The 26259-nt window shown below is 59.7% G+C and carries 27 protein-coding genes and 1 pseudogene; 14 read left to right on the top strand and 14 right to left on the bottom strand.

All coding sequences use genetic code 11. From position 1 onward, the window contains the following. Positions 1-243: 243 nt before the first annotated feature. Positions 244-642: a HopJ type III effector protein gene (locus tag ACYVIA_RS19755; RefSeq protein WP_460843877.1), complete on the bottom strand. Its 399-nt coding sequence runs from the start codon at positions 640-642 to the stop codon at positions 244-246. Between the two features lie 621 nt (positions 643-1263). Between ACYVIA_RS19755 and ACYVIA_RS19750 the strand changes: the two genes are divergently transcribed. Next, complete coding sequence (locus ACYVIA_RS19750) at positions 1264-1791, top strand: hypothetical protein (protein ID WP_460843876.1); 528 nt, start codon at positions 1264-1266, stop codon at positions 1789-1791. A gap of 195 nt (positions 1792-1986) precedes the next feature. Here ACYVIA_RS19750 and ACYVIA_RS19745 read toward each other — a convergent pair whose 3' ends face one another. Continuing rightward, complete coding sequence (locus tag ACYVIA_RS19745) at positions 1987-2199, bottom strand: hypothetical protein (RefSeq protein ID WP_460843874.1); 213 nt, start codon at positions 2197-2199, stop codon at positions 1987-1989. A gap of 603 nt (positions 2200-2802) precedes the next feature. Between ACYVIA_RS19745 and ACYVIA_RS19740 the strand changes: the two genes are divergently transcribed. Continuing rightward, complete coding sequence (locus ACYVIA_RS19740; RefSeq protein WP_460843872.1) at positions 2803-3597, top strand: class I SAM-dependent methyltransferase; 795 nt, start codon at positions 2803-2805, stop codon at positions 3595-3597. A gap of 93 nt (positions 3598-3690) precedes the next feature. On the opposite strand, the gene ACYVIA_RS19735 is transcribed toward ACYVIA_RS19740, so the two are convergent. Further along, on the bottom strand, positions 3691-4110 hold the full coding sequence (locus ACYVIA_RS19735; protein WP_460843870.1) for a secondary thiamine-phosphate synthase enzyme YjbQ: 420 nt from the start codon (positions 4108-4110) through the stop codon (positions 3691-3693). Positions 4111-4287: 177 nt separating this feature from the next. Here ACYVIA_RS19735 and ACYVIA_RS19730 point away from each other — a divergent pair, with 177 nt between their 5' ends. Both ACYVIA_RS19730 and ACYVIA_RS19725 read left to right on the top strand, forming a co-directional pair. Continuing rightward, positions 4288-4455, top strand: a complete 168-nt coding sequence (locus ACYVIA_RS19730) for a hypothetical protein (protein WP_460843869.1) — start codon at positions 4288-4290, stop codon at positions 4453-4455. 75 nt (positions 4456-4530) lie between these two features. Further along, a complete protein-coding gene (locus ACYVIA_RS19725; RefSeq protein ID WP_460843867.1) occupies positions 4531-5037 on the top strand; it encodes a hypothetical protein in 507 nt (168 codons plus the stop codon). A gap of 41 nt (positions 5038-5078) precedes the next feature. Here ACYVIA_RS19725 and ACYVIA_RS19720 read toward each other — a convergent pair whose 3' ends face one another. From ACYVIA_RS19720 to ACYVIA_RS19705, 4 genes are all read right to left on the bottom strand, one after another. Continuing rightward, positions 5079-5576 carry a VOC family protein gene (locus tag ACYVIA_RS19720; RefSeq protein WP_460843865.1) on the bottom strand — a complete coding sequence of 166 codons (498 nt, stop codon included), beginning with the start codon at positions 5574-5576 and terminating at the stop codon, positions 5079-5081. A gap of 82 nt (positions 5577-5658) precedes the next feature. Continuing rightward, positions 5659-6072: a VOC family protein gene (locus tag ACYVIA_RS19715; RefSeq protein WP_460843864.1), complete on the bottom strand. Its 414-nt coding sequence runs from the start codon at positions 6070-6072 to the stop codon at positions 5659-5661. Next, positions 6069-6719 carry a TetR/AcrR family transcriptional regulator gene (locus ACYVIA_RS19710; RefSeq protein WP_460843862.1) on the bottom strand — a complete coding sequence of 217 codons (651 nt, stop codon included), beginning with the start codon at positions 6717-6719 and terminating at the stop codon, positions 6069-6071. The genes ACYVIA_RS19715 and ACYVIA_RS19710 overlap by 4 nt, the downstream gene beginning before the upstream one ends. A 196-nt stretch (positions 6720-6915) precedes the next feature. Then, positions 6916-8130 carry a DUF2863 family protein gene (locus tag ACYVIA_RS19705; RefSeq protein ID WP_460843861.1) on the bottom strand — a complete coding sequence of 405 codons (1215 nt, stop codon included), beginning with the start codon at positions 8128-8130 and terminating at the stop codon, positions 6916-6918. Between the two features lie 110 nt (positions 8131-8240). Between ACYVIA_RS19705 and ACYVIA_RS19700 the strand changes: the two genes are divergently transcribed. Both ACYVIA_RS19700 and ACYVIA_RS19695 read left to right on the top strand, forming a co-directional pair. Further along, entirely contained in the window at positions 8241-8711 is a 471-nt protein-coding gene (locus ACYVIA_RS19700) for a hypothetical protein (protein ID WP_460843859.1), read from the top strand. Positions 8712-8840: 129 nt separating this feature from the next. Continuing rightward, positions 8841-9518 carry a UdgX family uracil-DNA binding protein gene (locus ACYVIA_RS19695; protein WP_460843857.1) on the top strand — a complete coding sequence of 226 codons (678 nt, stop codon included), beginning with the start codon at positions 8841-8843 and terminating at the stop codon, positions 9516-9518. Between the two features lie 241 nt (positions 9519-9759). Here the strand turns inward: ACYVIA_RS19695 and ACYVIA_RS19690 are convergent, their stop codons facing one another. Then, positions 9760-10590: an HDOD domain-containing protein gene (locus ACYVIA_RS19690; protein WP_460843855.1), complete on the bottom strand. Its 831-nt coding sequence runs from the start codon at positions 10588-10590 to the stop codon at positions 9760-9762. A 503-nt stretch (positions 10591-11093) separates the two neighbouring features. Between ACYVIA_RS19690 and ACYVIA_RS19685 the strand changes: the two genes are divergently transcribed. Continuing rightward, positions 11094-12146: an NAD(P)-dependent alcohol dehydrogenase gene (locus tag ACYVIA_RS19685; RefSeq protein ID WP_460843853.1), complete on the top strand. Its 1053-nt coding sequence runs from the start codon at positions 11094-11096 to the stop codon at positions 12144-12146. A gap of 91 nt (positions 12147-12237) precedes the next feature. On the opposite strand, the gene ACYVIA_RS19680 is transcribed toward ACYVIA_RS19685, so the two are convergent. Continuing rightward, positions 12238-15465: a hybrid sensor histidine kinase/response regulator gene (locus ACYVIA_RS19680; protein ID WP_460843851.1), complete on the bottom strand. Its 3228-nt coding sequence runs from the start codon at positions 15463-15465 to the stop codon at positions 12238-12240. A gap of 728 nt (positions 15466-16193) precedes the next feature. Here ACYVIA_RS19680 and gdhA point away from each other — a divergent pair. The 4 genes from gdhA (at position 16194) to ACYVIA_RS19660 (ending at position 19447) form a co-directional block, all read left to right on the top strand. Then, positions 16194-17537, top strand: coding sequence for an NADP-specific glutamate dehydrogenase (gene gdhA / locus ACYVIA_RS19675; protein ID WP_460843849.1), 1344 nt, complete (start codon positions 16194-16196; stop codon positions 17535-17537). Between the two features lie 330 nt (positions 17538-17867). Then, positions 17868-18176 (top strand): YbjQ family protein, encoded by a 309-nt coding sequence (locus ACYVIA_RS19670; protein WP_460843847.1) that lies wholly within the window; start codon positions 17868-17870, stop codon positions 18174-18176. 6 nt (positions 18177-18182) lie between these two features. After that, positions 18183-18632, top strand: a complete 450-nt coding sequence (locus tag ACYVIA_RS19665; protein ID WP_460843845.1) for a YbjQ family protein — start codon at positions 18183-18185, stop codon at positions 18630-18632. Further along, positions 18629-19447: a M48 family metallopeptidase gene (locus ACYVIA_RS19660; RefSeq protein WP_460843843.1), complete on the top strand. Its 819-nt coding sequence runs from the start codon at positions 18629-18631 to the stop codon at positions 19445-19447. The genes ACYVIA_RS19665 and ACYVIA_RS19660 overlap by 4 nt, the downstream gene beginning before the upstream one ends. A 53-nt stretch (positions 19448-19500) precedes the next feature. Here ACYVIA_RS19660 and ACYVIA_RS19655 read toward each other — a convergent pair whose 3' ends face one another. Both ACYVIA_RS19655 and ACYVIA_RS19650 read right to left on the bottom strand, forming a co-directional pair. Continuing rightward, positions 19501-20163: a GGDEF domain-containing protein gene (locus ACYVIA_RS19655; RefSeq protein ID WP_460843888.1), complete on the bottom strand. Its 663-nt coding sequence runs from the start codon at positions 20161-20163 to the stop codon at positions 19501-19503. A 27-nt stretch (positions 20164-20190) separates the two neighbouring features. Further along, a pseudogene (locus tag ACYVIA_RS19650) lies at positions 20191-21393 on the bottom strand (7TMR-DISM family protein); the annotation flags it as partial. A gap of 250 nt (positions 21394-21643) precedes the next feature. On the opposite strand from ACYVIA_RS19650, the gene ACYVIA_RS19645 reads away from it, so the two are divergent. Then, positions 21644-22072, top strand: coding sequence for a hypothetical protein (locus ACYVIA_RS19645; protein ID WP_460843841.1), 429 nt, complete (start codon positions 21644-21646; stop codon positions 22070-22072). Between the two features lie 66 nt (positions 22073-22138). Here the strand turns inward: ACYVIA_RS19645 and ACYVIA_RS19640 are convergent, their stop codons facing one another. Together ACYVIA_RS19640 and asd are read right to left on the bottom strand one after the other, a co-directional pair. Beyond that, the gene (locus ACYVIA_RS19640; protein WP_460843839.1) at positions 22139-22558 is read right to left on the bottom strand and encodes a secondary thiamine-phosphate synthase enzyme YjbQ; all 420 of its coding nucleotides are present in this window, start codon (positions 22556-22558) and stop codon (positions 22139-22141) included. 102 nt (positions 22559-22660) lie between these two features. Then, positions 22661-23512 carry an archaetidylserine decarboxylase gene (gene asd, locus ACYVIA_RS19635; RefSeq protein ID WP_460843837.1) on the bottom strand — a complete coding sequence of 284 codons (852 nt, stop codon included), beginning with the start codon at positions 23510-23512 and terminating at the stop codon, positions 22661-22663. Positions 23513-23711: 199 nt separating this feature from the next. Between asd and ACYVIA_RS19630 the strand changes: the two genes are divergently transcribed. Further along, positions 23712-24518, top strand: coding sequence for a DUF3014 domain-containing protein (locus ACYVIA_RS19630; protein ID WP_460843836.1), 807 nt, complete (start codon positions 23712-23714; stop codon positions 24516-24518). A 268-nt stretch (positions 24519-24786) separates the two neighbouring features. Next, a complete protein-coding gene (locus ACYVIA_RS19625) occupies positions 24787-25089 on the top strand; it encodes a hypothetical protein (RefSeq protein ID WP_460843834.1) in 303 nt (100 codons plus the stop codon). Between the two features lie 62 nt (positions 25090-25151). Here ACYVIA_RS19625 and ACYVIA_RS19620 read toward each other — a convergent pair whose 3' ends face one another. Then, a complete protein-coding gene (locus ACYVIA_RS19620; protein WP_460843832.1) occupies positions 25152-25919 on the bottom strand; it encodes a ParA family protein in 768 nt (255 codons plus the stop codon). Positions 25920-26259: the final 340 nt, after the last annotated feature.

Below are 26259 nucleotides of genomic sequence, written 5' to 3'. Positions count from 1 at the left end.
AGGATGTGCTGGAACGTTTGCCGTCCTTGCCGGCCCGCCGTATCGACGAACTCCTGCCGCATCGCTGGCGTCCCGCCGCGTAACTTCACGCTCCTCCAGCCTCAAGACGGGATGGCCGGGCGCTTACTAAGCATCAGCAAGCAGCCGCAAAACAAGACAAAGCCCGCGACCGGCAAGGCCTGTCGCGGGCTTCGTCGTTGATAGTGCCTGCATCGCCGGGCGCCGAGGCGGCTACCGAGCGGCTTATGCGGCTTTGAGCGGACGCAGCGGCATGCTGTCGAACTTCACGCCCGCCCAGCCGGACTTCATGAAGTTGCGGATGTTCTGGTGATCGTTGCCTTCAGGGTGCTTTAGCACATCATCGCGATAGTACGCACCAAAGCAGGCGAGCGTCTGCGCTTCGGTCAATCCGTTCAGTGAAGCGAACGCAAACAGTTTGCATGAGCCCGAGTTCTGGCCGGATTCATTCCTTACTGCACCGTTGGTGAATGCGGCAGGGGTGAATTCATACGATGCATTGATGCAGGCCATCGTGTCATCGAAGGTAATGGACTCGGGATTGTCGTTCAGTTTTTTAAGGAAGGCGTCGATATGCATGGTGTCCACAGCAGAAATGGGTGAGCGCGTCAGTTGCAGCGACATCGTATGTGGTCGCCTGCAACGCGAGCGGCATTTTACATACATTCAAGAAACGGACGCAGGCCGAGCGACGGAACGCCGGGAAGATACGTGATGAGAAGGCCAGGAAGACGGTAGTGGGGTAGGGAAAGTGCCTGGGAAGAGCGACGATGCTTTGCTCTGAGCGCTCCGTTGAGTGCAGCCCGACAGGATGCTGCGTATTCACGTAGCTGTGATGCATACATCCTGCCGACTGCTGGAAAGTGGTGCTGGTACTGCTTCCGACCGCCAGCTCCGGTGGATGCAGCCTGTTCTTTTGAAAGCGATGCCTCACTCCGAACGCTGCATGGGCACGCATGGTACAGAGATTGAATGACATCGGTGTTACATTGAGTAACTGCGTTGATGCTGATCAACAAGCTCGCTGCTTCGTTGCTTTGATCGCAACTACCCATCGCTTGCCCGCGAAGAACAACTGCGCCGTTATGCACTCAAACCGTTACTGCCCTGAATTGAGGGATAATGCGCGCCCGGCGTCTCGTCGCATTGAATGCGTAAATTGAACGCGTTTATTGAATGCGGTTATTGAATGCACTTCATCGGCGACTGCCTGGAACATCAGTAACTTTTTGAAAGAACATTACCTTGGCCACCAAAAGCAAACGCTGGAACGGCGATTTCGAGTCGCTTCCAGTCGAGTATCTCAAAGGCGTGATGGAAAAAATGGTCGATTACGGCGACCGCGTCCAGTTTTCTCTGATCAGCGGCGCAGGCGAACCGAGTTACCAGATCCTGAACACACTGGACAAGTCGATGGCCTTCGACCGCAACCATCACTTGTTTCGCCCCGAGCATGATGAATTCACCGGCCCCAACGCCACGCGTACGTTCACCCTTGACCAGGTCAAGGCTGCAGTCTCCGGGGTTGGTGCCAGCTCCCGCCCAACCGCACGTTCTCCGCGTGCCGTGCGCAGCACTGGCGGTGGCGGTACCCGTGTCAGCGCAGCGAAACTGAACGAGCAGTTTGCCGTGCAGCGTTATGAGTACTTCAGGAATAACCGGCAGTCCCTGCCGGCAGCCATCACTGAGCATTCGGATGAAATCACAGAGCTGATGAAGCAGGGAAAATCCGTCGAGGATGCCTTCGGTGAGGTTGTGAAGAAGTATTTCTGATGCAATCGACGTTGAGATGATTGCCCCGCGGCAGGCTGCTTGCGAGCCTGCCGGTTGTCTGGGGCTGCATTGCCGTAATGCAGCAAATTGCAGCAAGCTGCATCAAATCCCATCAAACCGTATTGATCCGGATATCGGGCGAACGTCACGGCCGCTTCCTTGCCGGACTTTCTTTACCGGGTTGCTTTTCCCGTACTACACCAGTTCGAGGACCGCGCCGTTCGGGGCGACGCGGCACATGTCTTCGATGCGCATCACCTTGGTTCGCCCTGACGCTTCCTCGATGAACAGCCAGTCTCCGGCGATGCCGGTCACCACGCCGCGAAACTCCGCCATGGCCGGGGCATTGCATTTCCTCACAACTTCGCGACGGAACGTCACGGTATCGCCTACACGTATCCAGCTCATTGCCTGCTCTCAAAAATATTGAACGCCCGATAGACAGCTTCTGCGCAGCAATGTTCCGGTGAGCAATTTTGCACATGCGCCGAGATCGCGGCCGTTGCACGAAGGTCTCGAATATCACGAACCCCGCACGCCGACGTGACGATGTTGGGCAGGCCGGAATTTTCCAATTGCGGGAATATATCTTTTCACTTTGAAGAAAACGGCGGCCACCATGGCAGTTTGCGTCTGCAAACATTTTTCCTCCAGTAGACGCGGTGCGGGCATTCTTCTTGGGGCCGCAAGCGTACCGGCGTAAAGGCCCACTTCCGTTCGGCGCGTGGCGCCGTGGCTCTCCCTTCCACGCCCATGGATTCTTTGCACCAATTTGGCGGATGGCACTAGTCTTGCTCCTATGCATTAAGCAAGCGGCCGATTCCTGAAAACGGGAATGCGCACTCACAACAATTACACCGGGAATGAGGCTCAGGACGTTTGGGCGCCCGGCCTCGCCGGCTTGGTCGGGAGAACGCGGGGATCCGCAACAGCATTCCATCCGGGCTGCCTGAGAAGACAACGACCTGGTCTCGGATTGACGGAATGCAGCACCAATACCGATAAGGAAACATGATGGACACATGGATGATCAATGTCGCTTATGTGCTGGCGGCCATCCTGGCATTGACCGGGCTGTTCTTTTTTGTCTTCACGCGCGGGACATTGCTGGTGCGTGAACTGTCACCCGCCGCGAAGAACGAAAGCTCGCACGTGTATCCGGTTTACTCGAGCATGCGGCTCATCAAGGCAGTCGATTTCCAGCCGGTCATCTCCGCGATCCTGCTGTTCCAGTACCGCCGCCTCGTATCGAAGATCGTTTCCGGCATCCGCCAGATGAACCTGAAGGACAAGAAGCTGCTGATCACGTCCTGTGCATTCGGCAATGTGATGCCACGCGTGGTCAAGGCGGCATTCCAGTCCGGCGCAAAAGGCGTGATCGTTGCCGACATCATCCCGAACGAGCTCGATCATGCGAGGAGCAAGCTCGCCAGATATGGGGACAAGGTGGAATACGTCGAAGACAACGCGACCGCGATGCAGCTGCGCGATGACGTGGTTGCCGCCAACGTGATCTTCTTCCTGTTGCATGAACTGCCGCATCACCTGAAGGGTCAGGCACTGAGCGAAGCCGGCCGCATGCTCACACCGGATGGCAAGCTCTTTCTCGCAGAGTTTCACCGGCCAAGCCTTGGTGTCATGCGCGCGTTGAGCTGGACCTACTTCAAGGTCTTCGAGCCGCTCGGCCTTGCGCTGTGGGATACGCACGATCCGGTGAAGTATCTTGAGGAGACGTGCGAGTGGACCTGCGAACGGTCGACCTGCTTCTTCGGCAATTTTCAGGTCATCACCGCGACGAAGAAGTGATCCGGCCTGAGCGGCTGTACTGCGGAGCATGTCGGGGCACAGTCGGGCGCAGGCCCGGATTTTTTATTGTTAGCTTGATCGCTCAGCATCTTCCTACCCGCCGATGATCTTCACAAGCACGCGCTTCCTGCGCATGCCATCGAACTCGCCATAAAAGATTTGCTCCCAGGGACCGAAGTCAAGCTTCCCCTCGGTAATCGCCACCACAACCTCACGCCCCATCACCTGTCGCTTGATGTGCGCATCTGCGTTGTCTTCGCCGGTGTCGTTGTGGCGGTACTGCGTGACGGGCTCGTGCGGCGCGAGCCGTTCCAGCCAGGCATCGAAATCATGATGCAAACCGCGTTCATCGTCATTGATGAATACCGACGCGGAGATATGCATGGCATTTACCAGCACCAGTCCTTCCGTCACACCGCTTTCGGTCAGACAAGCCTCGACTTGTGGCGTGATGTTGATGAAGGCGCGGCGCGTTGGCGTGTTGAACCAGAGTTCCTTGCGAAAGCTTCTCATGGCGGGGCTCCTGTGAATGCAGTGACCAACGATATTAATGGACGGGAAAAGGCGGTCTCCCGCAACGCATCAAAGGAATGCATGCACCCGCTGTCGGAGCCCGTGGCAGGTATCGCCAGCGTGAACTAAAGCACGGCAATGTTGCCTCATTCGTATCGTCCACATGGAGCTTTCATCATGAACAGCGAACAAGCAAAACCCGGTGTCGCGCAGCCCGCGGAGGAAAGCCTGAAAAAGCACGGTGACCAGCTCGAAAAGCCGGTCGAGCAGGCGGCCGGCACGGGGCAGCATGACAGCCAGCACGAGAGTGCCGACTCCAGGCAGGGAAAATCAGCCGGCGCCTGATGCAGCTCCCTTTTCGACATCACCTATGCGCACACCGCCCAGTCGGGCGCATGGAAAGTATTGCAGGAGATACGCATGCAGATTGACTCATCGTTGTTGAAGCGCACACTGACCTCGGGCACGGTTTCCGGTCTTGCCGTGGCCTTGACCGCGAGCCTGGCGGGCAAACGCGAGGCCGCGTCGTACTCGGCACCGCTGAACGCGACCAGCCATATCCTCTGGGGTGACGAAGCCGCCCGCCACAGCGAACCCTCGGCCAAATACACGGCCTCCGGCTTTCTTCTCAACCATGCCGCGGCGCTGATGTGGGCCGGCGTCTACGAGAAATGGGTCGAGCCGGCCGTCGAGCGATGGTTTGCGCAGCGGCCTCAGCTGGCACCGCTGGCGCCTGCTGTCAGCGCCGCCGCCGTGTCTGCCGGCGCCTACATTACCGACTACTACCTGGTGCCAAAACGTTTTACGCCAGGCTATGAAAAGCGTCTTTCCGGCAAATCGATGGCGGTGATTTATGGTGCACTGGCGCTGGGACTGGCTGCGACGACGCTGTTGAGAGACAGGCGCCCGGTCTTCGAGGCTGACTGAGCAATTGCCGGGATAGCGCGGCGGGGCGGCCTGCCTCGCTTCTATTTGGCATAGGCACGCTGCAAGCCTGCAATGTCAAGCTTCTTCATCTGCAGGAGCGCGCTCATCACGCGCTCGGTTCTTGCGCGGTCGGGATCGGCCATCATCTTGCTGAGGGAAGCAGGAACAATCTGCCAAGAGACGCCGAACTTGTCCTTTAGCCAGCCGCATTGCTGCGCGTTCGGATCTCCCCCGGCTGACAGCCTTTCCCAGTACTCGTCGAGCTCTCCCTGCGTTTCGCAATTCACCTGGAAGGAAATCGCTTCGTTGAACCGGAACGCCGGTGTGGCGTTGAACGCCGTGAAGGGCTGGCCGTCGAGTTCGAAGGCCACTGCCATCACGCTTCCCGGCGCCTTGCCATGAAACTCATGTCCGGCTTCGCCATAGCGGGAGATGGTGCCGATCGTCGAGTTTTTGAAGATGCCGGTGTAGAACCGGGCCGCTTCTTCTGCCTGGTCGTCGAACCATAGGCAGGGTGCGATTCTTTGGAGGGCTTGCATGGTCGATCTCCTGTTCTGTTCGCGCGTCGATTGATGATGGCGGATGCCCTGCGCGGTTAGGGGACTCTCACTTCCCCGACATTCACATCCCTGGCGGTGCATGCCAGTTGCGCGCCACCGGTTGCAGCATGCTCGCACGGTTTCCCTCGGTGTCCGAGAAGGCGACGTACTGGCCCACGCCGGGAATCTGCATCGGTTCACCGTAGACAGTTCCACCGGCCTGCGTGACTTTTTGCATGGCCTGACCGATGTCGTCCACGGCAATCACGACGGAAGGGGATTTCCCCGGCCAGTCGGGGCGGTGCGGAAAGAATCCGCCATTGATTGCGCCCGGCCGTACCGGTCCGGTGTCGTCGGTTTCGGTCGTCGTGGCCAGCACATAGTTGCCCATGTCTTCGCCCAGCTTCTGCGTTTGCCAACCGAAGGCCGCTTCGTAAAAGCTCGTCATGCGGTCGCGGTTGGAGTAGGGCATTTCAAAGTGAACGACTGGATTCATTTCGTTTCCTCCATGGTCATCGGATGGTGGCCGGGCAGGCTGGGCGCGGCCGGTTGATTGAACAGCAGTTCCAGATAGCGCCGCAGGTGCGCGAGCGAAGCGATGGCGACCTCCGGCCCTTGTTTTGCCTTCGCAAGAACGAATGCGCCTTGCAGCACGGCTTGCATGAAGTTGCCAAGGCTGTCGGCAGTCCACGTCGCATCGGGCGCGTAGCGCTGGCGGGCGGCTTCGATGTCACGCTGCAGCTCCGCGACATGGCTGCCGAGCACCCGCTCGCAGGCAGCGCGAATGCCGGGATGGGTCGCATACACCTCCTGCGTCAGCGTGCCCATCAGGCAGGTGAACTGTGCGATGTCGCCGCAGAGCATGGCGCTGCGAAAATCGATATAGCCCAGCAGGCGTTCCAGTGGGTCGCTCGCCGCATGGTATGGCGCTGCGGCGAACAGCTCTTTCGCCATGGTGCCGAATTGCTCCACTGCCGCAATGCCAAGCTGTTCCTTGGCAGTGAAATGATGGAAGAAGCTGCCCTTGGTGACGCCGGCTACAGCACAGATGTCGTCGACCGTGGTTGCCGCGTAGCCTTTGCTGCGCAAGACATCGCATGCGGCGTACAGCAGACGTTCTCTTGTCGCGGCCCCATCCCTCATGGCGATTCCACACTCCATACCAACTGGTTGGTATGGAGCTTAGGCGAGCGTGCGTGGGAATCAATGAGGAGCGAAGGCCGGTTTGCGAATGGTCAAACCGGCATGCATCCGAGCATGGCTGGTGTTTCTTCCATGCCCTCACATTGATGGTTCAGCCAAACCATCATCTGAACATCAGCCGAGCATGATCTGAACATCAGCGCTTGTAAGACCGGACATCCACCGAGTGACCATCGGCATCAAAACGCCGTGCCAGCGAAAACGATGTCACGCCGATGGTCCGCAGCGCATCGCACACGTCATCCGCTTCCTCTTCGAGCTCGCGGGCAGGGGCGAGCGGCTTGTCCGTCGAGGCGACCAGCGCACCATCGGACAGTGCATGCAGGTTCACGCGCAGCACCATTTCTTCGCCGGCTTCGGCCGGGCCGATCACCGCCTTTGTATTTTCCGGGGAGGTGTTGTGTACCTGCAGCCCATGGTGCAGGTCGGACATCATCTGCAGCATGTCGAGTTCTGCAATGCCGCTCTCCTTGCCGCCATGGAACAGGTCCTGGTAGAGGAAATCGATATCGATCTCGCGGCCGTCCGTCACCAGGCAGCGCTTGACCAGCGGCAGCGCTTCTTTCGTCCAGTGCCGGAAACGTGCGGCGCGTGTATCGAAGTAGCGGTCAGCGGCTGCCTCATCCTCCGGTACGCGGTAGAACGGGTCGTCCAGCGGCTTCAGCGCAAAGCCGAGCAGGAAACGCAGCTCCACTGCCTGGTCGTCCGGTGCAAAGTGGTTTTCCGGCCAGCCGCTGATGCTGCGACTGATCTCGGTGGCCGCCGTCTTCTTGCCAAGGAGTGAATCGGCCGCTTCGCGCACCATGTCGTTAAGCCGGCTGTAGTTGATCCGGTCGATTTCATCGAGATGGTAGGCGTGGCTGACGAGGACGACTTTGGCCTTGCGGCTTTCGAGCTGCGACTCGGAGATGCTTTGTTTCAGCAGATCGAAGGCTTCTTCGTCCTGAAAGCACTGCTCGCTGTGCAAGCCGCCTTGCGTATGGGCGAACAGCGGGATCACGAAGGCATTAACTTCCATCGGGCGGTCGCCGTCGGGCGTGAAGACGATGGTGCCCGAGGCTTCTTCTATGTTTTCCTTCAGGAAGACATAGCTGCCGTCCTCCGCCTCCAGTGCACGTTCCAGCGCTTCATATAGCACTTCGTCCTTCTTCTGGTGCAGGCACTTGCGGATGATCTTCTGGAAGTCGCTTTCCTTGTTCTTCAGCACCTGTGACGTTGTTGCGTGCAGTTGTTGGCGCGCCAGTTCCGCAGCAAGCGTCACCAGGCTTCGTGTCATTGCTTCTTCCTGCTGTTCCGGCGAATCGACGCCTTGTTTTGTGCCCGGGCGTTTGCCCTGTTTGTTTTTGTGCATGCTTGTCATTCCAGTAATTTTCCTGTGCGTGCGAGTGCTCTCGTTGCAGCAATGGCGCGCGCTTCTTCTTTTTTCCACACCGCTACCCTTGCTTGGTGTACGCTGGCCTCATGGACAGTGAGAACGTCATTCAGTTGAGTGGCCCGTTCAGTGTCACGGATTCCCTTGGGCGTACCTGGGACCTCAATGGTATCCGTATCTTTGACGAAGGCTACGGAATTATCGACGTCTACGTCGATTTCGCTTCTTCGATGGGCGATGAGCCGCTCTATGAAGACCCGCGGCTGATCGCGCAAATTCTCGACAGGCTGCATGTGCTCGGCTATGCCGGCCCCGACTTCGGCCCCGGCGACCCCGGCATGCAGGACGAGAAACTGATCGTCCTTGAGGCTCCGGAAGAATTCGGCCGCTTTGCCGCCAGCAAGGGCTGGAGAAACCTCGCTGCAGAATATGTGGAAGACTCTGATGCAGAGAATGCCGCCTTCTCCGGTGACATGGCCGGCGACATCCCGGCGCACCCGCTTGCACAGATCGTCTATGCCGCGCTAATGCAACGGCTCGGTGTCGGCCGAAAACCCTAGCAGTAGTTTTTCAACAGCCAGTCAGAGGGTGTTTTACATCGGCAACCACGCGCAGTGCGATGGAAGCGCCTGCTGAACGATTCATCCGGCGGAGAATCAGACGGATCTCCGTCTTCCTGCATTCGCGCCATGCCGAATATCCACGAACCCGCCTCGCGCAAGCGCGCACCGCGCATGCCCAAACAGCCGCCGCCGCGCGTTGCGCCGGATACGGGCACGCTCGCCGATGTGCGCAATGCAGCGCGCGACTGCAAGGCATGTCCATTGTGGATCGATGCAACGCAGACGGTCTTCGGTGAAGGCCCGGTGCCTGCACGCATCATGCTTGTCGGCGAGCAGCCCGGCGACCAGGAGGACCGCAAAGGGCATCCTTTCGTCGGGCCGGCCGGACAGTTGCTCGATCGGGCGCTTGCGGATGCGGGCATCGACCGCAGCCAAGTGTATGTCACAAATGCGGTCAAGCATTTCAAGTGGGAGCCGCGCGGCAAGCGGCGCATGCACAAGAAGCCCGGCGAGCTTGAAATTACCGCATGCCATCAATGGCTGGAACGCGAGCTGGAGCTGGTGGCGCCGCAACTCGTCGTCGCGATGGGGGCGACCGCCGCACGCGCCTTGCTTGGGCGTGCCACGCCGATTGAAGTTAACCGCGGCAGGCTGATGACTTTCGAGGCCGGGGTGCAGGTACTTATCACCGTCCATCCGTCCTACCTGCTCCGCGTGCCGGAAGAGTCACGCGTGGAATCCTATGGCCGCTTCGTGCGCGACCTGAAAATTGCCATGCCGTTTTCCAGGGAAGAAGGGCATTAGCAATCTGCAGAATATGCGCAGCGCGCTGGTCGGAAGGCGCAGTGTACGCACGAGTGATACGCAGTGGACCGCAGCGCAGGAATCAGGATCGGCTTGCGCAGTCGTTTCAACGGCGCGCTAGGCTGTGTTTGACAAGTGTAGCGAGCGGTTCGGAGTGGCGTCGAGGAGCGCACGCGTACGACTGGTACGCCGAGCACCGCAGACATCAATCCGGGCCGCGCAGTAGCTTGTCAAACACGGCCTAGGCCGGTTCGTCGGACTCCTTCAAGCCCAGCCTGAGCCGCAGTGTCGCCTCATCGATATTCATCAGCTTCGCGATGGCGGTGAAGTCGTCGGGAATCGCCGGGTCATCCCAGCCGTGCGCGGTGTGGCGCGCCAGGTCGACGGCCAGCTTGACGTTCTTCACGCGCGGCCTTTCGCTGTGCTTGCCATCCATCAGGCTGAGCAGCAACTCCGGCAATTGCCAGTTCTTGCACAGCACTTCCTGCAGATCGATCAGCGGGAACCCGAGCACCGATTTTTGTGCGTCAGCACTTCGCAAGGAAAGGTTGTCCTCCTGCAGCGCCTGGATGCCCAGCGCCTGTTGTGGCGAGAAGCACCAGACCAGCATTTCGGCGAGGTCGTGCAGCAGCGCCGCCACACCGATCTCTTCGCTGTTCAGGTCGCTGCGCCAGGTGGCCCAGTCCAGTGCGTACCGTGCTGCGCGCTGGGAGCGGCGGATTACCTGCAGCAGGCCGAGCAAGGCTTTCGGCTGCGCCTTGAGCGTATCTTCGACGATGTCGAATTGCGAGAAATGATGGAAGAAGGGCTCGACACCAAGCATCAAGATCGCATGTTCGACGGTGGAAATGTCCTGCAGCTTGCGCCGGCCGCGATGGCGCACGACGAAGCGCAGCACACGCACGGTCATCAGCGGATCGCGCATCACGATATCGGCCAGTTCCCGCACGTTGATGCCGTCGGCACGCTGGCGCGCCGCGGCAATTGCCCGGGGCGTCTGCCGAAGGACCGGGATTTCCCGCTCGTTCAGGAATGCCGTCCAGGAGTCAATGCCGGACAGTGAGGTTGTCATGTTGGCGGCTCGGAAAAACGGATTGGATGCGATGCATTGTACTGCGGACATACTGTCTGCCAAAGGGTTGCAATGCGAAGGAATGCACCTGCCTTTTTCCGCTGCGTGAAACATTTTCATGGTTTGGAGCCTTACTAGGCGCACCGTGCGAAATGCGGGCGCTGGGTGTGAAGCGCTTCATGGTTCACCTGTATTTGCAGGTTGCAACGAAACGGGAGGGCAACGCAGATGGGTTCTGAAGCAATGGCTTGCGACGTCAGGTTCGTATTGCCGCATGCATCATTCAGTCATGCTGCGTATCAAAGCGTCCTCCATTCAGCCGAAAACTTTTTCACGCTTTGCAGTCTTATCTGACTTCCACGACCGGAAAGGGGCTACATGCGACTGGCTGCTTCCCCGGTTTCATCAACACAAGTTCCGACCAGGCATGCTTCGTTTCGCCAGGTATTACAGGCAGGTGATGCGGCGTGCATGGTTTGTCTGCGCTATAGGAGAACCATCGCATGCTGCCCTCAAAAGGATATGGTGCAACCAGCGCCACCGAGCCGCTCAGTCTGCTGCAATTTGAACGCCGCGATCTGCAGCCCAAGGACGTCCAGATCGACATCCTGTATTGCGGCGTGTGTCATTCGGACTTGCACACTGCGCGCAATGAATGGGGAAACACCGTCTATCCGGTCGTGCCGGGCCATGAAATCGTCGGGCGTGTTGCTGCCGTCGGGGATCAGGTGCAGCGCTTCAAGCCGGGCGACATGGTCGGCGTCGGTTGTCTCGTAGACTCGTGCCTGCGTTGCAGCGCCTGTGCCGAAGGGCTTGAGCAGTATTGCGAGAACGGATTTGTCGGCACCTACAACGGCGAGGAGGGGCATGTCGGTGGCATGACGTATGGCGGTTATTCGACCAACATCGTGGTCACCGAGAAGTTCGTGCTGCGCGTGCCCGACGGGCTTGACCCGGCTGCCGCCGCTCCGCTGCTGTGCGCGGGCATCACCACCTATTCGCCCCTGCGGCAATGGAAGGTCGGCAAGGGGCAGAAGGTCGGCATCGTCGGCCTTGGCGGGCTGGGGCATATGGGCATCAAGCTTGCGCACGCAATGGGTGCCCATGTAGTGCTGTTTACGACTTCGCCGGGCAAGGCGGACGATGCGAAGCGCCTTGGCGCGGACGAGGTCGTCGTGTCGAAGAATGCGGCTGAAATGAAGGCGCATCTCAATTCGTTCGACTTCATCCTCAACACCGTGGCCGCGCCGCACAACCTGGACGCGTTCATTGAATTGCTCAAGCGCGACGGCACCATGACGCTGGTCGGGGCGCCTGCGTCGCCACATCCTTCGCCGCAGGTATTCGGCCTCATCATGCAGCGACGCCGCCTTGCAGGCTCCCTGATCGGCGGCATTGCGGAAACGCAGGAGATGCTCGACTTCTGCGCCGAACACGGCATCGTGTCCGATATCGAGATGATCCGCATCCAGGACATCAACGACGCCTACGAGCGCATGCTCAAGAGCGATGTGAAGTACCGCTTCGTGATTGATATGGCTTCATTGAAACAGTAATTCCGTAGGAGCTCTACGCGCCCTATAGGGCAAGCCGGGCAGCGCGCTGAGAATCGTCTTAAGGCTACGCTGAACAAGTTCACGCGTAGCCTTAACAGTCGAGCATGTGGCTTCCAGGCGGCTCGGGTGCCGGGTCGCTTCGGCCTCGGCTCTTTGGCAGCAAGCTTGCAACGGCGTGCAGCAGCGCATGCGCGGCGATGGGTTTGGGCAGATGCGACGAAAACCCGGCATCCAGCGCCTCGAGGCGGTCCTCCTTGCGGGCGAACGCCGTCAGCGCAATGGCGGGGATGCTTCTCTCCTCTCCGAGAAAGGCCTTCACATCGCGGATAAATGCATAGCCGTCCTTTCCCGGCAAGCCGATGTCGCTGATGATGAGGTCGGGCGTCTGCCGGACCACGGCTGCAAGCGCTTCATCTGCGGAGTGGTACGCGCGCACGCTGGCGCCGCGCGCTTCCAGGATCTGCTTGAGAAGCGCATTGGTGTCGACGTCATCGTCCACCGTGACGATCTGCGAGCCGGAGAACGCATGCTCGTCTACAGTGTGCTCCGGGAGCATGTTCCCGGGCCTGCCGGGTCCGTCGTATCCAAGCAGTGGCAGCGTCATGGTGAAGATCGCGCCGGAGCCTTTGCCATGGCTTTTCGCCTGCACGGCTCCGCCATGGCGTTCCGTGATGTGCTTGACGATCGCCAGCCCCAGGCCGAGGCCGCCATGCTTGCGTGTTGTGGAGGCGTCCGCCTGGCAGAATCGGTCGAACAGATGCGGCAGGAAAGCGGGATCGATGCCCTCGCCGGTATCGGCAACGGAAAACCGCGCGACGCCATGCTGTTCGACGAGCGAGATCCTGACTTGGCCGCCGGCAGGCGTGAACTTGATCGCATTGTCGAGCAGGTTCCAGATCGCCTGCTGCAGGCGCGCGGCATCGCCTTCCACCATGCCGCCCTCTGCGCAAAGGCATTCCTCAAGCTGCACGCCTTTCTTTTCGGCCGTGTGGCGCACGCTCTCGACGGCGTTGGCGATCACTTCCGCAAAATGCAGCCGCGTCGTGTTCAGCTCGAACTTGCCGGAGACGATGCGGCTCATGTCCAGCAGGTCTTCGATCAGCCGGACCTGTATCCATGCATTGCGCTCGATGATGTCGGCGGCCTTCTTCGTATCGCCGCGATCCATCGCCATGATCTGTGCCCAGCCGAGGATTGCGTTGAGCGGCGTGCGCAGTTCATGTGACAGCGTGGCGAGGAACTCGTCCTTGACGCGATTGGCGCGTTCCGCCTCGTGGCGCGCAATACGCTCGCTCTCGAGCAGGAAGCTGCGTTCTTCCTCCGCATGCTTGCGGTCGGTGATGTCGCGCGCGACGCCGAGCAAGCCGATCACATTTCCCTCCGTGTCCAGATAGGGAACCTTGCGGGAGAGCCAGGTTCGCTGGGTGCCGTCGGACAGAGGGACAGTTTCCTCGAAGTCTTCGGCGATGCCCTGCTGCATGACACGACGGTCGTTGGCCATCAACCTCCGCGCGGCTTCCTTGTCGTCCCAGAACTCCATGTCGGTCTTCCCGAGAATCTGATCCAGCGGTTTGCCGAGGAGGGCCAGCGTTGCCGGGTTGGCGTACGTCAACCGGCCTTCGCGGTTTTTTGCAAAGAAGGCATCGCCGGTGGTGTCGCTGATTGCTTGCAGCAGCAGGGTACTTTGCCGCAAGGCTTCGTCGGCATGTTTGCGCGCCGTGATGTCCTGCAGCGTGCCGCGCATGCCGACGATGTGTCCGGCCGCGTCGCGCACGACTTCGCCGCGTGCGGTGAGCCAGATCGGCACCCCGTTCCGGAGCGACTGGAAATCCAGCGTGTAGCCTTCGCCTGTACGCAACGCGTGCTGCCTGGCCGCATTCAGGCGCTCCCATTCGTCGGCGGAGTAGCAGTGCCCGCGCTGAGCATGGAACGCGGGGATGTCGTCCGTCTCGGGATCGATGCCGTAGATGCGGCAGAGCTCTTCGGAAGCGGTGACCATGTCGGTCCTTGCATCCCAGTACCAGTTCCCGATCTGGGCGATCCGCTGTGCCTCCTTCAGTTCGGCCTCGGTGCGGCGCAGCGCCTCCTCTGCGCGTTTCTGTGCAGTGATATCGATCTCGGTCACGACGCCGCCGACAATGCGCCCCTGTGCATCGCGGATCGGCGCGGCGGCGTTGATGATAGTGACACGTTCCTTGGTGTCGAATTTCTCGATTTCGATGACGTCGCCCGGCACGACCTGTCCGGTACGCAGCGCGCGCGCCATGGCCCAGTCATCGCTCTTGAGCGGCTCGCCGGTATCCGCCCATCGGGCCCGCCACCGTCGATAATCGTCAATGGACTGCGGCAAAGGGTGCGCGCCCCAGATGCGGACGAGGGCGGCGTTGAACAGCGTTACCCTTCCCTTGGCATCGGCAATCGCCACCCCGGCGGGCAATGCCTCCAGCACAGCTGCAAGGCGACGCCGTTCCAGTTCGGCACTTTCAAACGCGATGCGTACAGCATCTTCCGCCTGCCTGCGCGCGGTCACGTCGAGCACGACCCCTGGAAAGCGTACAACCTTCCCGTTTGCCTCGCGCTCCACCTTGCCGCGCGCAATGACCCAGCGTACCTGCGTGCCATGCATGATCCGGTATTCCGCCTCGTAATTCTTGCCTGTTTCCACCGTATAGTTCACCAGCTTCATGACCTGGTCGCGGTCGGCAGGATGGATGGCTGCCAGATAATCTGCCAGGGGGGCCGCCCCGGATGCATCCAGCGTAATGCTGAAGATCCGTGCGAAGTTGGTGTCGCCCCACAGGCGGTCGGTTACAACGTTCCATTCGAAGGTGCCCACTTCGCCAGCGATGAGCGCAGCGTCGAGTTTGCGGCGGGTTTCGACAAATGCCGCTTCGGTTTGCACGTGTCTGGTTTCGTCGGTGAAGGTGCACATCACGCCGCCCACCTCACCACTGTCGTCCAGGAGCGGGCTGCATGACACGGCGAAATAGGCATCTTCCCAGTGCTGACCTGCGCGCCTGCTGCGCAGATGCACGGCTGCCTGCGATGTGGACTCGCCGCACCGGGCAGCCTCGATATGCGGTTCCAGCAGATGCCATCCCTCGGGCCAGGCATCCGGCGCCGCCAGCCCGAGCGCTTGCGGATGGCGATCGCCGAGAATCGCGGCGAACGTGTCGTTGTAGATGCCGATCAGCTGCGGTCCCCACCAGATTGCCGTCGGGACCCGGAAATGCAGGCATATGCCGGCCGCGGTCCGCAAGACGGGTGGCCACCCGGTAACCGGACCGAGAGGCGTGTCGGCCCAGTTTCGTGTTTGCATGAGCCGCGACATTTCTCCGTCTGCTGCTCTTGTCACCGAGATGTTCGAGTGCAACGGAATACCTTGTCTGATTGTTCGCCGTGCGGGGAAGGGCTTATCGTGCAGGCGGCGAGCCTGCGGATAAGCGTTCTGATCCTACGCCTTCAACAGGCGGCGAGTCTGATCTAAGGCAGCTTTCATGTCGTCTCGTTGCACGTTGCGGCAAGTCTGGCGCATGTGGGGCATGGCACGCGGCGTTCATCGTGCCATCGTGCAAGTCAATCGCGGGGCATGGTGCATACAGACATTGGAGCGGACATTGATAGGGGCTGCAGGGAAATCTAAAAGGCTTTCCTCAGCCAGGCATTTCTCCTGACGCCGTTCTTGCGTCGGACTCCTTCCCTGAATCAGGCAGCAAGGACCGCTTCCAGCCATGTACGGAACAAATCGAAGGCGCGGCGTAAAACCACTTGGACCGACCGACATCCAAGACGAGCATTCTTTACTCTACGGCGCCGTTGCCAGTCAGCGGCTGGCGGTCTCTTGCTAGTCGATACCAGCGCGAGCATCCGGTTTTGCCAGCTATTTTCCGTGGTGCAGCAATCCCGTGAGCCGCGCTTGCCAAATGCACATTTATGGTGCAAAGAGGTGTTTCAACGAAATTTTTGGTGCATTCCAGCAATAAATGGCGAATAATGCTCCGTTTGAGTGCAGTGTGCGCACCAGTTTTTAACGTCCGGAGGGTATAAATGAAGTACCAGAACCTTGAGCAATTCCTCGAGTACGTCAAAGAGCGTAACCCGGGGCAGCCTGAATTCCACCAGGCGGTAGCGGAAGTGATGGAAAGCTTGTGGCCTTTCATTGCCGAAAACCCTCGTTATGCGGAGCATGGCCTGCTGGACCGTCTGGTCGAGCCTGAGCGCATCATCCAGTTCCGCGTGTCATGGGTGGACGACAAGGGTGAGGTGAAGGTCAATCGCGGCTACCGCATCCAGCACAGCTCGGCCATCGGTCCTTACAAGGGCGGCCTGCGTTTCCACCCCTCCGTCAATCTCTCGATCCTGAAGTTCCTCGCGTTTGAACAGACCTTCAAGAACGCGCTGACCACGTTGCCGATGGGCGGCGGCAAGGGCGGCTCCGATTTCGACCCGAAGGGCAAGAGCCCGGGCGAAGTCATGCGTTTCTGCCAGGCGTTCGTGTCTGAACTGTTCCGTCATGTCGGCGCTGACACCGACGTACCGGCCGGCGATATCGGCGTGGGCGGACGTGAAGTCGGCTACATGGCCGGCATGATGAAGAAGCTCTCCAACCGCGCCGACTGCGTGTTTACCGGCAAGGGCCTGACCTTCGGCGGTTCGCTGATCCGTCCGGAAGCAACCGGCTACGGCACCGTCTACTTCGTTGAAGAAATGCTCAAGACCAAGGGCAAGCAGCTCGACGGCATGCGCGTATCGGTGTCCGGCTCCGGCAACGTCGCCCAGTATGCAGTGGAGAAGGCAATGGCCTACGGCGCGAAGGTTGTGACCGTGTCCGACTCCAGCGGCACAGTGATCGACGAGCAGGGCTTCACCGCAGAAAAGCTGGCCGTCCTCATGGAAGTCAAGAACCATCTTTACGGTCGCGTCAACGAATACGCCGAAAAGGTCGGTGCGAAGTTCGTGCCTGGTGTACGCCCATGGGATGTCCCGGTCGACGTGGCGCTTCCCTGCGCAACGCAGAACGAGCTGGATGAGAAAGACGCGGCAACGCTGATCAAGAACGGCGTGCTGTGCGTGGCAGAAGGCGCGAACATGCCGTGCACGGCAGAAGCGGCGAAGCTGTTCGAGGAAAAAGGCGTGTTGTACGCACCGGGCAAGGCAAGCAACGCCGGCGGCGTGGCAACTTCGGGCCTGGAGATGAGCCAGAACGCGATGCGCCTGTCCTGGAACAAGGACGAAGTCGATGCTCGCCTGCATTCCATCATGCGCAACATCCACGATGCTTGCGTCACCCATGGCAAGCGTGCGGACGGCAGCATCAGCTACATCGATGGCGCCAATATCGCCGGCTTTGTGAAGGTTGCGGAAGCGATGCTGGCACAAGGCGTCATATGATCTTGCATCACGTCTGGACAGAGGTTGCTGGACGGGATCGAACGGGGTGGCGGCATGCCATACCTCGCCGGCAAAGGCACGTCATTCCTGACGAGATCAGAAAAAGCGCTCACCCGAGCGCTTTTTTTTCGCCTTTACCGAAAGCGGCGATGTGGATTGCCGATTCGGTTCGGGTGTCTTCCTATTACCCGCCAAGCAACACTTTCAGCTGATTAACGCTCGCGCACTGTCCATTTCGTGCGGTTCATGCTTACAATTTGTGTCTTTTAGGCAAGTTTCGCCGATTGCGAAGCAGTTCATCTTTCATTTAAAGGGCCGCGCACCATGTTGATGACCAATACCGAAATCATTCCCGGAAAACGTATCACCGTCTGCCACGGGGTCGTGTCGGGCAGTACTGTGCGCTCCAAGCATGTCGGCCGGGACATCATGGCCAGCCTGAAGAACATCGTCGGCGGCGAACTCAAGGGCTACACGGAGCTGCTGGAAGAATCGCGCAAGAGCGCGACCGAACGCATGAAGGCGCAAGCGAGGCAGATGGGTGCCAATGCCATCGTCAACGTGCGCTTTGCGACGTCGTCGGTGGCCGCCGGTGCCGCCGAAATCTATGTCTATGGCACCGCCGTCACGGTGGAGTAACCCGCCATGGAAATCCTGTTCTGGGTCGTACCGATCCTGCTGGGCTATTTCTTCGGCAAGCGCAACGAGAAGAAGCATTACGCTTCCATCAAGCAGCGGGAAAAGGCCTTGCTGAAGCTGCCGACAACCACCAGCAAATTCCCGATGGAGATTGCGATTCCGAGCATACAGCGCTCCGAGCTGGTGACCGGCAGCGTGGTGATCTCCGTCGATTACTTCAAGCGCCTGCTTGCCGGGCTGCGCGCCATCGTCGGCGGACCGGTGCAGTCCTATGAAACCCTGGTCGACCGCGCACGCCGCGAAGCGATGCTGAGGATGAAGGAAAGCTGCCCGGACGCAGACCAGATCATCAACGTGCGGCTGGAGACCTGCCCGATTTCCGATGGCGCTGCTAACCGCGTGAGCTCGGTCGAAGTGCTTGCCTACGGCACGGCGATTTACTGCAAGGCGCGATGAAATACCAGCCAGGCCTGCCAGAGCATAACGACAACATATCGCACGAGCAGCCCGTGCGCGAATTCTTCCTGATCGTCGGCGGCCTGGCAGCGCTGGCTGCGATCGCATTCTGGCTGCTCGGCCTGCTGGTCGACATCGGCGTGGACAATCTCAGTCCCGAAACCGAGGCGAGGATCAATAGCGCGTTCGTGGCGAAGTGGGAGAAGGAGAAACCCTTTGCACCGGAAAAGCGCGCCATGCTGCAGAAGATGGCGGACGAGCTGAAGCAGTGCGCCGACCTGCGGTATCCGGTGACGGTCTACTTCACGGAGTCGGAGATGCCGAATGCGGCTGTCTTCCCCGGCGGGAATGTCGTCGTGTTCTCGGGACTGCTCGACAAGGTGCAGTCGCAGAACGGCCTGGCCTTCGTGCTGGCGCATGAATTCAGCCATTTGAAGAACCGCGACCACCTGCGCGCGATGGGTCGCGGCGTGCTGCTCGCCATGATGTCGGCGATCCTGACCGGCTCGCAGTCGGACATGACGCAGGTCTTCATTCCGCTGAACAAGATGACAATGGCAAGGCATTCACAGGGCAGGGAGATGCAGGCCGACAGCAAGGCGCTGCATATCCTCAACTGCTACTACGGCCATGCGGGTGGCGCCACCGAGTTCTTCGAAGCGATGCAAAACGACCTGCGTTCGAAGGACGATGGCTATTCCCACTACTTCGGCACGCATCCGCAACTGCAGGTGCGCATCGACAACATCGGCCGGCTGACTCGGCAAAACGGCTTCCGGCTTGGCCCGGTCATACCGTTGAAAGAACTGAATTGACCGGCTGTTGAGCAGCTGCTTTGCGGGCCGGTCTGGCCGCATTCAGCCGACATTCAGGCCGGCCGCTCCTCCAGCGCAGTGTGCTCCAGCTCCGCCTTGTAGATGCAGGTACGGTTGCGGCCCGTATTCTTCGCTTCATACAGCGCAAGGTCGGCATTGCGCATCAGCGATTCGTCGTCCTCGGTCGTGTCCGGGAGGACGGTGCACACTCCGATGCTCACGGTGACGGGAATTTTGCGCTCTTCGAAGTGAATGTCCAGGCTTTCAACCGCCTTGCGGATGCGTTCTGCCACATGAACTGCGCCTTTGACGTCCGTCGCGGGCAACAGCACGACGAATTCCTCGCCGCCCATGCGGAACACCGCATCCGCCGGGCGTTGCAGCACGCTGAGGAAGGTTGATGCCACCTGTTTGAGGCAGGCGTCGCCGCCGAGGTGGCCATAGGTGTCGTTGACCTTCTTGAAATGATCGATATCCAGCACGAGCAGGCTGAGCGACTCGCCCGCACGCTGGCAGCGGCGCCATTCCTTGCCAAACACCTGGTTGAAGTAGCTGCGGTTGTTCAGGCCGGTCAGGCTATCGGTATGGCTGAGCGTGGTCAGCTTCTCGTTCGCATCGGAGAGCCTCTTCAAGGCAATATCCAGCTCGGCGGTGCGCTCGCGCACGCGCTGCTCAAGGGTCTCGGTGATGCCGCGCTGGATGGCTTCATTTTCCATCCGCAGCAGGCGCAGGCGGTGCGCCAGCGCGTAGGACAGCAGGATGGTTTCCAGCGCCGCTCCGATCTGCAGGCCGTATTCCGTGACAAAGACGTGCGGCAGGATGCCGACGGTTTTCAGGGTATAGAAGAAGATGAAGAACAGCAGGACGCTCCATGCAAGCATGAAGTACTTGGCATGCAGCACGCCCTTTTTCAGGCAGACCGCACCGGTGCTGAAGACCAGAATGGTTGCCACCATGGTGAGGAAAGTGCCGACCTTGATCGTGAACGTGTAACTCAACAGGAAGGAGCTCACCATCACCATCACGAACATCCAGAAAAACACCTGGAATACCGTGTCGACCCGGGGCAGGTGCTTGCGCAGATTGAGGAATTCGCGCGAGAACAGCATGATGGAGGTGTAGGCCAGCCCGATGGAGAACGGCGTGGCCACGTTCGCCCACCATGGGTGCTCGGGCCACAGATATTCGTAGGCGAGACCGTTCAGCGAACTCTGGAACAGCTGCACGCTGACAAGATAGATGACGTAGTACAGGTAGTTGATATCGCGGTTTGCGAGATAGATCATCAGGTTGAACAGCAGCATCGCCATCAGGATGCCGTAGAAGGCGCCGAGTACCAGGTGTTCTTCCTGGTCACGCTCCAGCAATGCCTGCGGGTTCCACAAGACGAGCGGCACCTGCATCGAACTGTCGGTCCGGACCCGGATCAGCATGGTCACCGTTTCCCCGGCTGCGAGTGGGACCTTGAACAGCATGTTGCGGTGCCTGACCTGTCGCTCCGAAAACGGGATCCGATCGCCGCCGCGTTAGGAGACAGTGCGCGCATCGGGACCCGCATACACGAGATGCAGGTCAATATAGTCAAGCAATGGATATTGCACTTCCAGCAGCCATTCCGATGTGCCGGAATCCTCGCTGCGCAGCGTCGTCTTGAACCAGTAGGTTGAACTCGTAAAACCGAGATTCGGTGACGGCTGGGTATTCCGTACGAAACTGCTGTCGAACTTTCCCGCCAGGACGTCGGCCAGCGTGATCTTCTGCGCCGCATCTTCCAAATAACTGACCTGCGGGCCGAGCGCATAGTGTTGCGTGCCCGGCGGAAGCCGGACGGCATCGTCTGCCGACGCGTTGCCGAACACTGTCCAGAAAAACAGCAAGGCAGCAATCAGTCGAAATGCAGAACGCGGGAGGAAAACGCCGCTGGATGAGGTGGGTAACCGCGTCATGTGGCTGGCTTCCGGAAGCGAGGTTGGCAAGGGCCGGTAAGCCCGTACCTCTTTTTTCATGACTATATTGGTTTCCCGGTGGAAATACAATTTGTAATCATTTTGCGCTGCACTAAAAGTTACAGCAGGGCGCTTGTGGTTTCATGGCGACAGAAAAGCGCCACAAGGCGCCTAGCGGCTGATGCGACGCAACGCCTGCCGTGTGCTTTCGGTTAGACTGGCGCTCATTTTCTCTTAACATACTGTCATCATGAAAAAACTCGCCGCCCTCATTCTGTCCCTTGCCTTTATCTCGGTGTCCCATGCCGCAGCCGATCCGGACCGCTACCTGCTGACCCCGGTCACGCTCAAGAAGATGCATGCAGTGACCCAGGACCTTGAGAAGGCGAACATCGAGGAACAGGACGACGAGGACGACAAGGATTTGTCCGTGGAAGAGTTTGCTCGCCTGCTTGAATCCAATCCAAAGGCCAAGGCAGTGCTGGCAAAGAACGGTATCTCCGCGATGGATTACGCATTGGCGACCTACGCAATGCTGGCGGCGGGACTGCACCTGATGTTCGAGCCGAGCATGGACAAGAAAAAGATCCCGGCGCTGCTTGCCAGCTACCCGAAGGAGCGCCAGGCCAACATCGAACTGCTGCGCAAGAATCCGCAGTACCTGAAGGCCAAGGAGTAGGGCGGCCTTTCGGCGTGTGAACGTACCGCGGGGCGGATGAAAAGAAGACTGTTTGTCCGCCCGCGTTCAGGCGCCCAGCACGGTGACCACGACGCTGCGCTGCTGCGCGCTGGTGCGGTGCTCCCACAGGTAGATGCCTTGCCACGTCCCGAGCAGCATGCGGCCCGCGCCGACCGGTATGCTCAATCCCGGGCCTGTCAGTACGCTGCGCGCATGCGCAGCCATGTCGTCCGGCCCTTCCAGGTCATGGCGGTAGGAAGGGTCGCCGTCCGGCGCAATGCGGCCGAGGAGGGTTTCGAGATCGCGCCGCACATCGGGATCGGCATTCTCGGTAATCGTCAGCGAACAGCTCGTGTGCTGCACGAAGACATGCACGATGCCGGTTTTTACGCCGGATTCTGTAACGACGCGTGCAACGTCCTGCGTGATGTTGCGCGTGCCGCGGCCGGAAGTGGAAAAGTCGAGGATACGCTGCAGGTCCTTCATGTTTCCCTCATTCGAGAAGTGCAATACGGCGTTCCAGATGCGGCAAACGTCCGGTTTGCATGAAGTGACGTCTCATGCCGCCTCATGTCGCCTCATGTCAACTTATGCGGCGGGCTTGCGTCCCATCGCCTCGCCCATGCGGATCGCACGTTCTGCCAGCCATTCCGGATTGAACTCAATAACGCCGCGCGGGAACAGCATGACGACGGTGGAGCCGAGCAGGAAGCGTCCCATCTCTTCGCCTTTCTTCAGGACGATGTTCTCGTCCTTGTAGTGCCATTCGCGCACAGTGCGCGAGCGCGGCGGGTTGACCACGCCATGCCAGACGGTCGCCATGCTGCCGACGATGGTTGCGCCGACCAGGACCAGCACGAACGGTCCGTAGGGCGACTCGAACACGCACACCACGCGCTCGTTGCGCGCGAACAGTCCGGGCACGCCGCGGGCAGTCGTCGGATTGACGGAAAAGAGCGCACCGGGCACATAGATCATGCGTGTGAGCTTGCCGTCGCACGGCATGTGGATACGATGATAGTCGCGCGGGCTCAGGTACAGCGTGGCGAAGCTGCCGTGGTCGAACTGGTCGGCCAGTGTCTTGTCGCCACCGACTAAGGCGGTGCTCGAGTAACGATGGCCTTTTGCCTGGATGATCTGGTCGCGCTCGATGGCGCCAAACTGGCTGATCGCGCCGTCCACCGGGCAGATGAAGTCGGCATCGGCAAGCGGGCGCGCATCGGTACGCAAGGCGCGGGTGAAGAAATCGTTGAAGCTGGTGTAGCTCGACAGATCCGGATTCAGCGCTTCCGCCATGTTGACGCCATAGCGCTTGGCGAACCAGCGAATCAGTTGCGGCGTGAATCGGCTGTCCTCGGCACGCGCAAGCCGTCCGGCGAAGGTGGTCAGTGCCTGCTTCGGCAGAACGTATTGATGTAGAACGGAAAATCGCTTGGACACGGCCAACCTCACGGAAAAGAATCGGCCACGATTATAGCCGCAGGTGTTGGGGCGGGTAAGGCAAGCGGTGATCGACAGGTGAGCGGTGAGTTTGAGATATCTCCGGTTCGTTGACCCCGGGATTTGATTCTCACCGAAAACGTCCTAAGGTAATCTGGCATGCTGTTTGTTCGTGCACGCTGCGGTGGAGGCTCGGTTGATGAAGAAAGTACTTGGATGGATGCTTGTGCTCATCCTGCTTGGCGTCGGCGCATTTGCGCTGTATCTCTGGAAACAAGGACGGTACGAACCCTTGCCGCCACTACCGCTGCCAGCGCCGGCGCCGTCTGTTGAGGCACCTCCGCCGGCGGCCGGCAACGCAGAACCGGTGATCCAGTACCCCGTTCCGGAAACGGCCGAAACACAACTGCCGCCCCTTGCCAGGAGCGACTCGACGGCCTTGGCTGCATTGGCCGACGTGCTCGGAAAGAACGCGGTAAAGCAGTTCTTCCAATCCGAAGAGGTTATCCGTCGCATCGTCGTAACCGTCGACAATCTGCCGCGCAAAGTCGTGTCGGCGCAGTTGATGCCGACCAAACCAGTCGAAGGAAAGCTGCGCACGGACGAGGAGGGGGAGAAGCTGGTACTTGCGCCGGCCAACCATGACCGGTACACGCCCTTCGTTCGTCTGGCGGACATGGTAGACGCAAAGACCTTTGTTGCGGCCTATGTCAGGCTCTATCCGCTGTTCCAGCAGGCCTATCGCGAACAAGGCTATCCCAAGGGTTACTTCAACGACCGGCTGGTCGCGGTGATCGACCATATGCTGGAGGCGCCGGAAGTCGATGGTCCGATCGCACTGGTGCAGCCACGCATTTACTACCAGTTCGCCGACCCCGAGCTGGAATCGCTGTCGGCCGGGCACAAGCTGATGCTCCGTATCGGCAGCAGGAACGCGGCACGGGTCAAGGCAAAGCTGCAAGAGATCCGCAGTGAACTGGTCGCTGCCGCGCCAGCTGCCGAATAGCTCGGCTATTGCCAGGTATCGCCAGGTTCCGCCGCCTTCCTGCGCACTTCAAAACCGTCTTTTCGGCACCGCATGCACCGCCTGACACACCAGGGGCGAGGTGTTTTTATGGCTTCCTGGAAGCCCATGGGAAACCGTCTGTCCGTCAATTCCGACCGCTCGTAAAACAGGCGTCGGCAGAGCGCTACGTTTCGCTCTTTTTCTTTGTAACAATTTATTTTGATTGACTAAACTCAAAACGAGTTGCTGCATAGTAACGATACGCAGCATGGCGACCCATGTGAGCGAAAAAGATAAAAAATGGTGGAGCGGGACACAGACGGGAGGCTGTATGGAGAAATATCATTTTTCTATTCTGTCGCGGAATAGGCTCAGGATCGACAGCATTGCCATCATGGGCAGGGACAGGGACGAGGCGGAGCGCAAACTGCGCCAGATGTACCGTCACTGCGAGGTGCTCAGCTGCGAAACCAGGCCGACGGCCGCCAGACCGGTCCCCGTGCCGGTGCAAAAGCCGGCGAACGACGACCGGATGTCCCTGGAACAGATCCTCAGGCTGATTTCGGTCTGATTGTTCCGGATCCAGGGTTACGCTGCACACCTTCACGCGCGCCGCGCGGACATGTAGCAGCCCTAGCCGAGAAACCGGTCCGCCAGCAATTCCTCCAGCAAAGCGACATAGTCCCTTGCTCCCCTGCTATTCGGCGCATGTTCAAACACCGTCTTGTTGTAGGCAGGGCATTCCGCCAGGCTCGCGCTTTCCGTGATATGCGTATGGCAGACTTCGTCGCGGAAGTGTTCTTCCAGCATGCGACGGACCTCGCGCTCGACGCGGCGGCCCGCATCAAAACGCGTCAGCACATAGCGGCGCCTGACCCGGCGTTTTAGCACCGGTTCCAGCGCCTTCAGGGTTTTCTCGATCTGCAGCGCACCCTTGTACGACAGGTGGTCCGCCGACACCGGCACCAGCACGCAGTCACTCGCGAAGATCGCATTCAGCGACAGCACGCCGATCATCGGACTGCAGTCGATCACCACCTTCGCGCCGTCCTCCGACAATCGCTCCGCTCGCAGGCTTGTGTTCAGCCGGTTCACCACGTCATAGCCCTTGCCGAACATCGTATCGACCTTCGACAGCTCAAGATGGGAAGGGATGATCCGGATATTGCTGGATGACGGGCACAGCAGCTCGCGCAGGGGACGCTCACGCTGGAACAGGCTCAGGACCGTGTCATCGCCGGACGCGGCAGTCACGCCAGCCATCGTGCTCAGGTGTGCCTGCGGATCAAGGTCGATTCCGCAGGTCGTGTGCCGGATTTGCGCCAGCGCAGCGGCAAGGTTGAGGGCGGTAGTGGTTTTGCCCACGCCGCCTTTCTGGTTGAAGATCGCGATGACTGTCATGGTAGTTGCAGCAATTTTAATCTTGATAGTAAGCAACTACGAAGCAGCGTGTCGTTCGAAAGCCGGTTTGGAGGCGGCAATACAACACATCGGCATCTTCTGCGGCGGGCATCACGCTGCGCGACAATCCCGGCACCTCCGTCGAGATGAGGGGGCCGGTTAAAGATCCCGTGGCGCCAGTCCTGCCAGTCCCGCGTAAAAGGCCTCCTTGTCTCAAACGATTTCCGCTCGACATCGTTCCTGATGCGACGTGGAACGACCTTTGATTTTCACCAATATTTCTCGCCAGCTGCCTTTAAGTTCCGCAACATTCTTGTTGGCATTTCGACAAATACTTTCT

This window comes from Noviherbaspirillum agri, from assembly GCF_054780595.1.
Note: the sequence above shows the minus strand (reverse complement) of the source record. Positions and strands in the feature narration are given on the sequence as shown.

What these genes read in the sequence shown, in the direction of transcription:
- ACYVIA_RS19755 (WP_460843877.1), bottom strand. Translation starts at nt 642, where the DNA reads ATGTCGCTGCAACTGACGCGCTCACCCATTTCTGCTGTGGACACCATG.
- ACYVIA_RS19745 (WP_460843874.1), bottom strand. Translation starts at nt 2,199, where the DNA reads ATGAGCTGGATACGTGTAGGCGATACCGTGACGTTCCGTCGCGAAGTT.
- ACYVIA_RS19740 (WP_460843872.1), top strand. Translation starts at nt 2,803, where the DNA reads ATGATGGACACATGGATGATCAATGTCGCTTATGTGCTGGCGGCCATC.
- ACYVIA_RS19735 (WP_460843870.1), bottom strand. Translation starts at nt 4,110, where the DNA reads ATGAGAAGCTTTCGCAAGGAACTCTGGTTCAACACGCCAACGCGCCGC.
- ACYVIA_RS19730 (WP_460843869.1), top strand. Translation starts at nt 4,288, where the DNA reads ATGAACAGCGAACAAGCAAAACCCGGTGTCGCGCAGCCCGCGGAGGAA.
- ACYVIA_RS19725 (WP_460843867.1), top strand. Translation starts at nt 4,531, where the DNA reads ATGCAGATTGACTCATCGTTGTTGAAGCGCACACTGACCTCGGGCACG.
- ACYVIA_RS19720 (WP_460843865.1), bottom strand. Translation starts at nt 5,576, where the DNA reads ATGCAAGCCCTCCAAAGAATCGCACCCTGCCTATGGTTCGACGACCAG.
- ACYVIA_RS19715 (WP_460843864.1), bottom strand. Translation starts at nt 6,072, where the DNA reads ATGAATCCAGTCGTTCACTTTGAAATGCCCTACTCCAACCGCGACCGC.
- ACYVIA_RS19710 (WP_460843862.1), bottom strand. Translation starts at nt 6,719, where the DNA reads ATGAGGGATGGGGCCGCGACAAGAGAACGTCTGCTGTACGCCGCATGC.
- ACYVIA_RS19705 (WP_460843861.1), bottom strand. Translation starts at nt 8,130, where the DNA reads ATGCACAAAAACAAACAGGGCAAACGCCCGGGCACAAAACAAGGCGTC.
- ACYVIA_RS19700 (WP_460843859.1), top strand. Translation starts at nt 8,241, where the DNA reads ATGGACAGTGAGAACGTCATTCAGTTGAGTGGCCCGTTCAGTGTCACG.
- ACYVIA_RS19695 (WP_460843857.1), top strand. Translation starts at nt 8,841, where the DNA reads ATGCCGAATATCCACGAACCCGCCTCGCGCAAGCGCGCACCGCGCATG.
- ACYVIA_RS19690 (WP_460843855.1), bottom strand. Translation starts at nt 10,590, where the DNA reads ATGACAACCTCACTGTCCGGCATTGACTCCTGGACGGCATTCCTGAAC.
- ACYVIA_RS19685 (WP_460843853.1), top strand. Translation starts at nt 11,094, where the DNA reads ATGCTGCCCTCAAAAGGATATGGTGCAACCAGCGCCACCGAGCCGCTC.
- ACYVIA_RS19680 (WP_460843851.1), bottom strand. Translation starts at nt 15,465, where the DNA reads ATGCAAACACGAAACTGGGCCGACACGCCTCTCGGTCCGGTTACCGGG.
- gdhA (WP_460843849.1), top strand. Translation starts at nt 16,194, where the DNA reads ATGAAGTACCAGAACCTTGAGCAATTCCTCGAGTACGTCAAAGAGCGT.
- ACYVIA_RS19670 (WP_460843847.1), top strand. Translation starts at nt 17,868, where the DNA reads ATGACCAATACCGAAATCATTCCCGGAAAACGTATCACCGTCTGCCAC.
- ACYVIA_RS19665 (WP_460843845.1), top strand. Translation starts at nt 18,183, where the DNA reads ATGGAAATCCTGTTCTGGGTCGTACCGATCCTGCTGGGCTATTTCTTC.
- ACYVIA_RS19660 (WP_460843843.1), top strand. Translation starts at nt 18,629, where the DNA reads ATGAAATACCAGCCAGGCCTGCCAGAGCATAACGACAACATATCGCAC.
- ACYVIA_RS19655 (WP_460843888.1), bottom strand. Translation starts at nt 20,163, where the DNA reads ATGGAAAATGAAGCCATCCAGCGCGGCATCACCGAGACCCTTGAGCAG.
- ACYVIA_RS19645 (WP_460843841.1), top strand. Translation starts at nt 21,644, where the DNA reads ATGAAAAAACTCGCCGCCCTCATTCTGTCCCTTGCCTTTATCTCGGTG.
- ACYVIA_RS19640 (WP_460843839.1), bottom strand. Translation starts at nt 22,558, where the DNA reads ATGAAGGACCTGCAGCGTATCCTCGACTTTTCCACTTCCGGCCGCGGC.
- ACYVIA_RS19630 (WP_460843836.1), top strand. Translation starts at nt 23,712, where the DNA reads ATGAAGAAAGTACTTGGATGGATGCTTGTGCTCATCCTGCTTGGCGTC.
- ACYVIA_RS19625 (WP_460843834.1), top strand. Translation starts at nt 24,787, where the DNA reads ATGGCGACCCATGTGAGCGAAAAAGATAAAAAATGGTGGAGCGGGACA.
- ACYVIA_RS19620 (WP_460843832.1), bottom strand. Translation starts at nt 25,919, where the DNA reads ATGACAGTCATCGCGATCTTCAACCAGAAAGGCGGCGTGGGCAAAACC.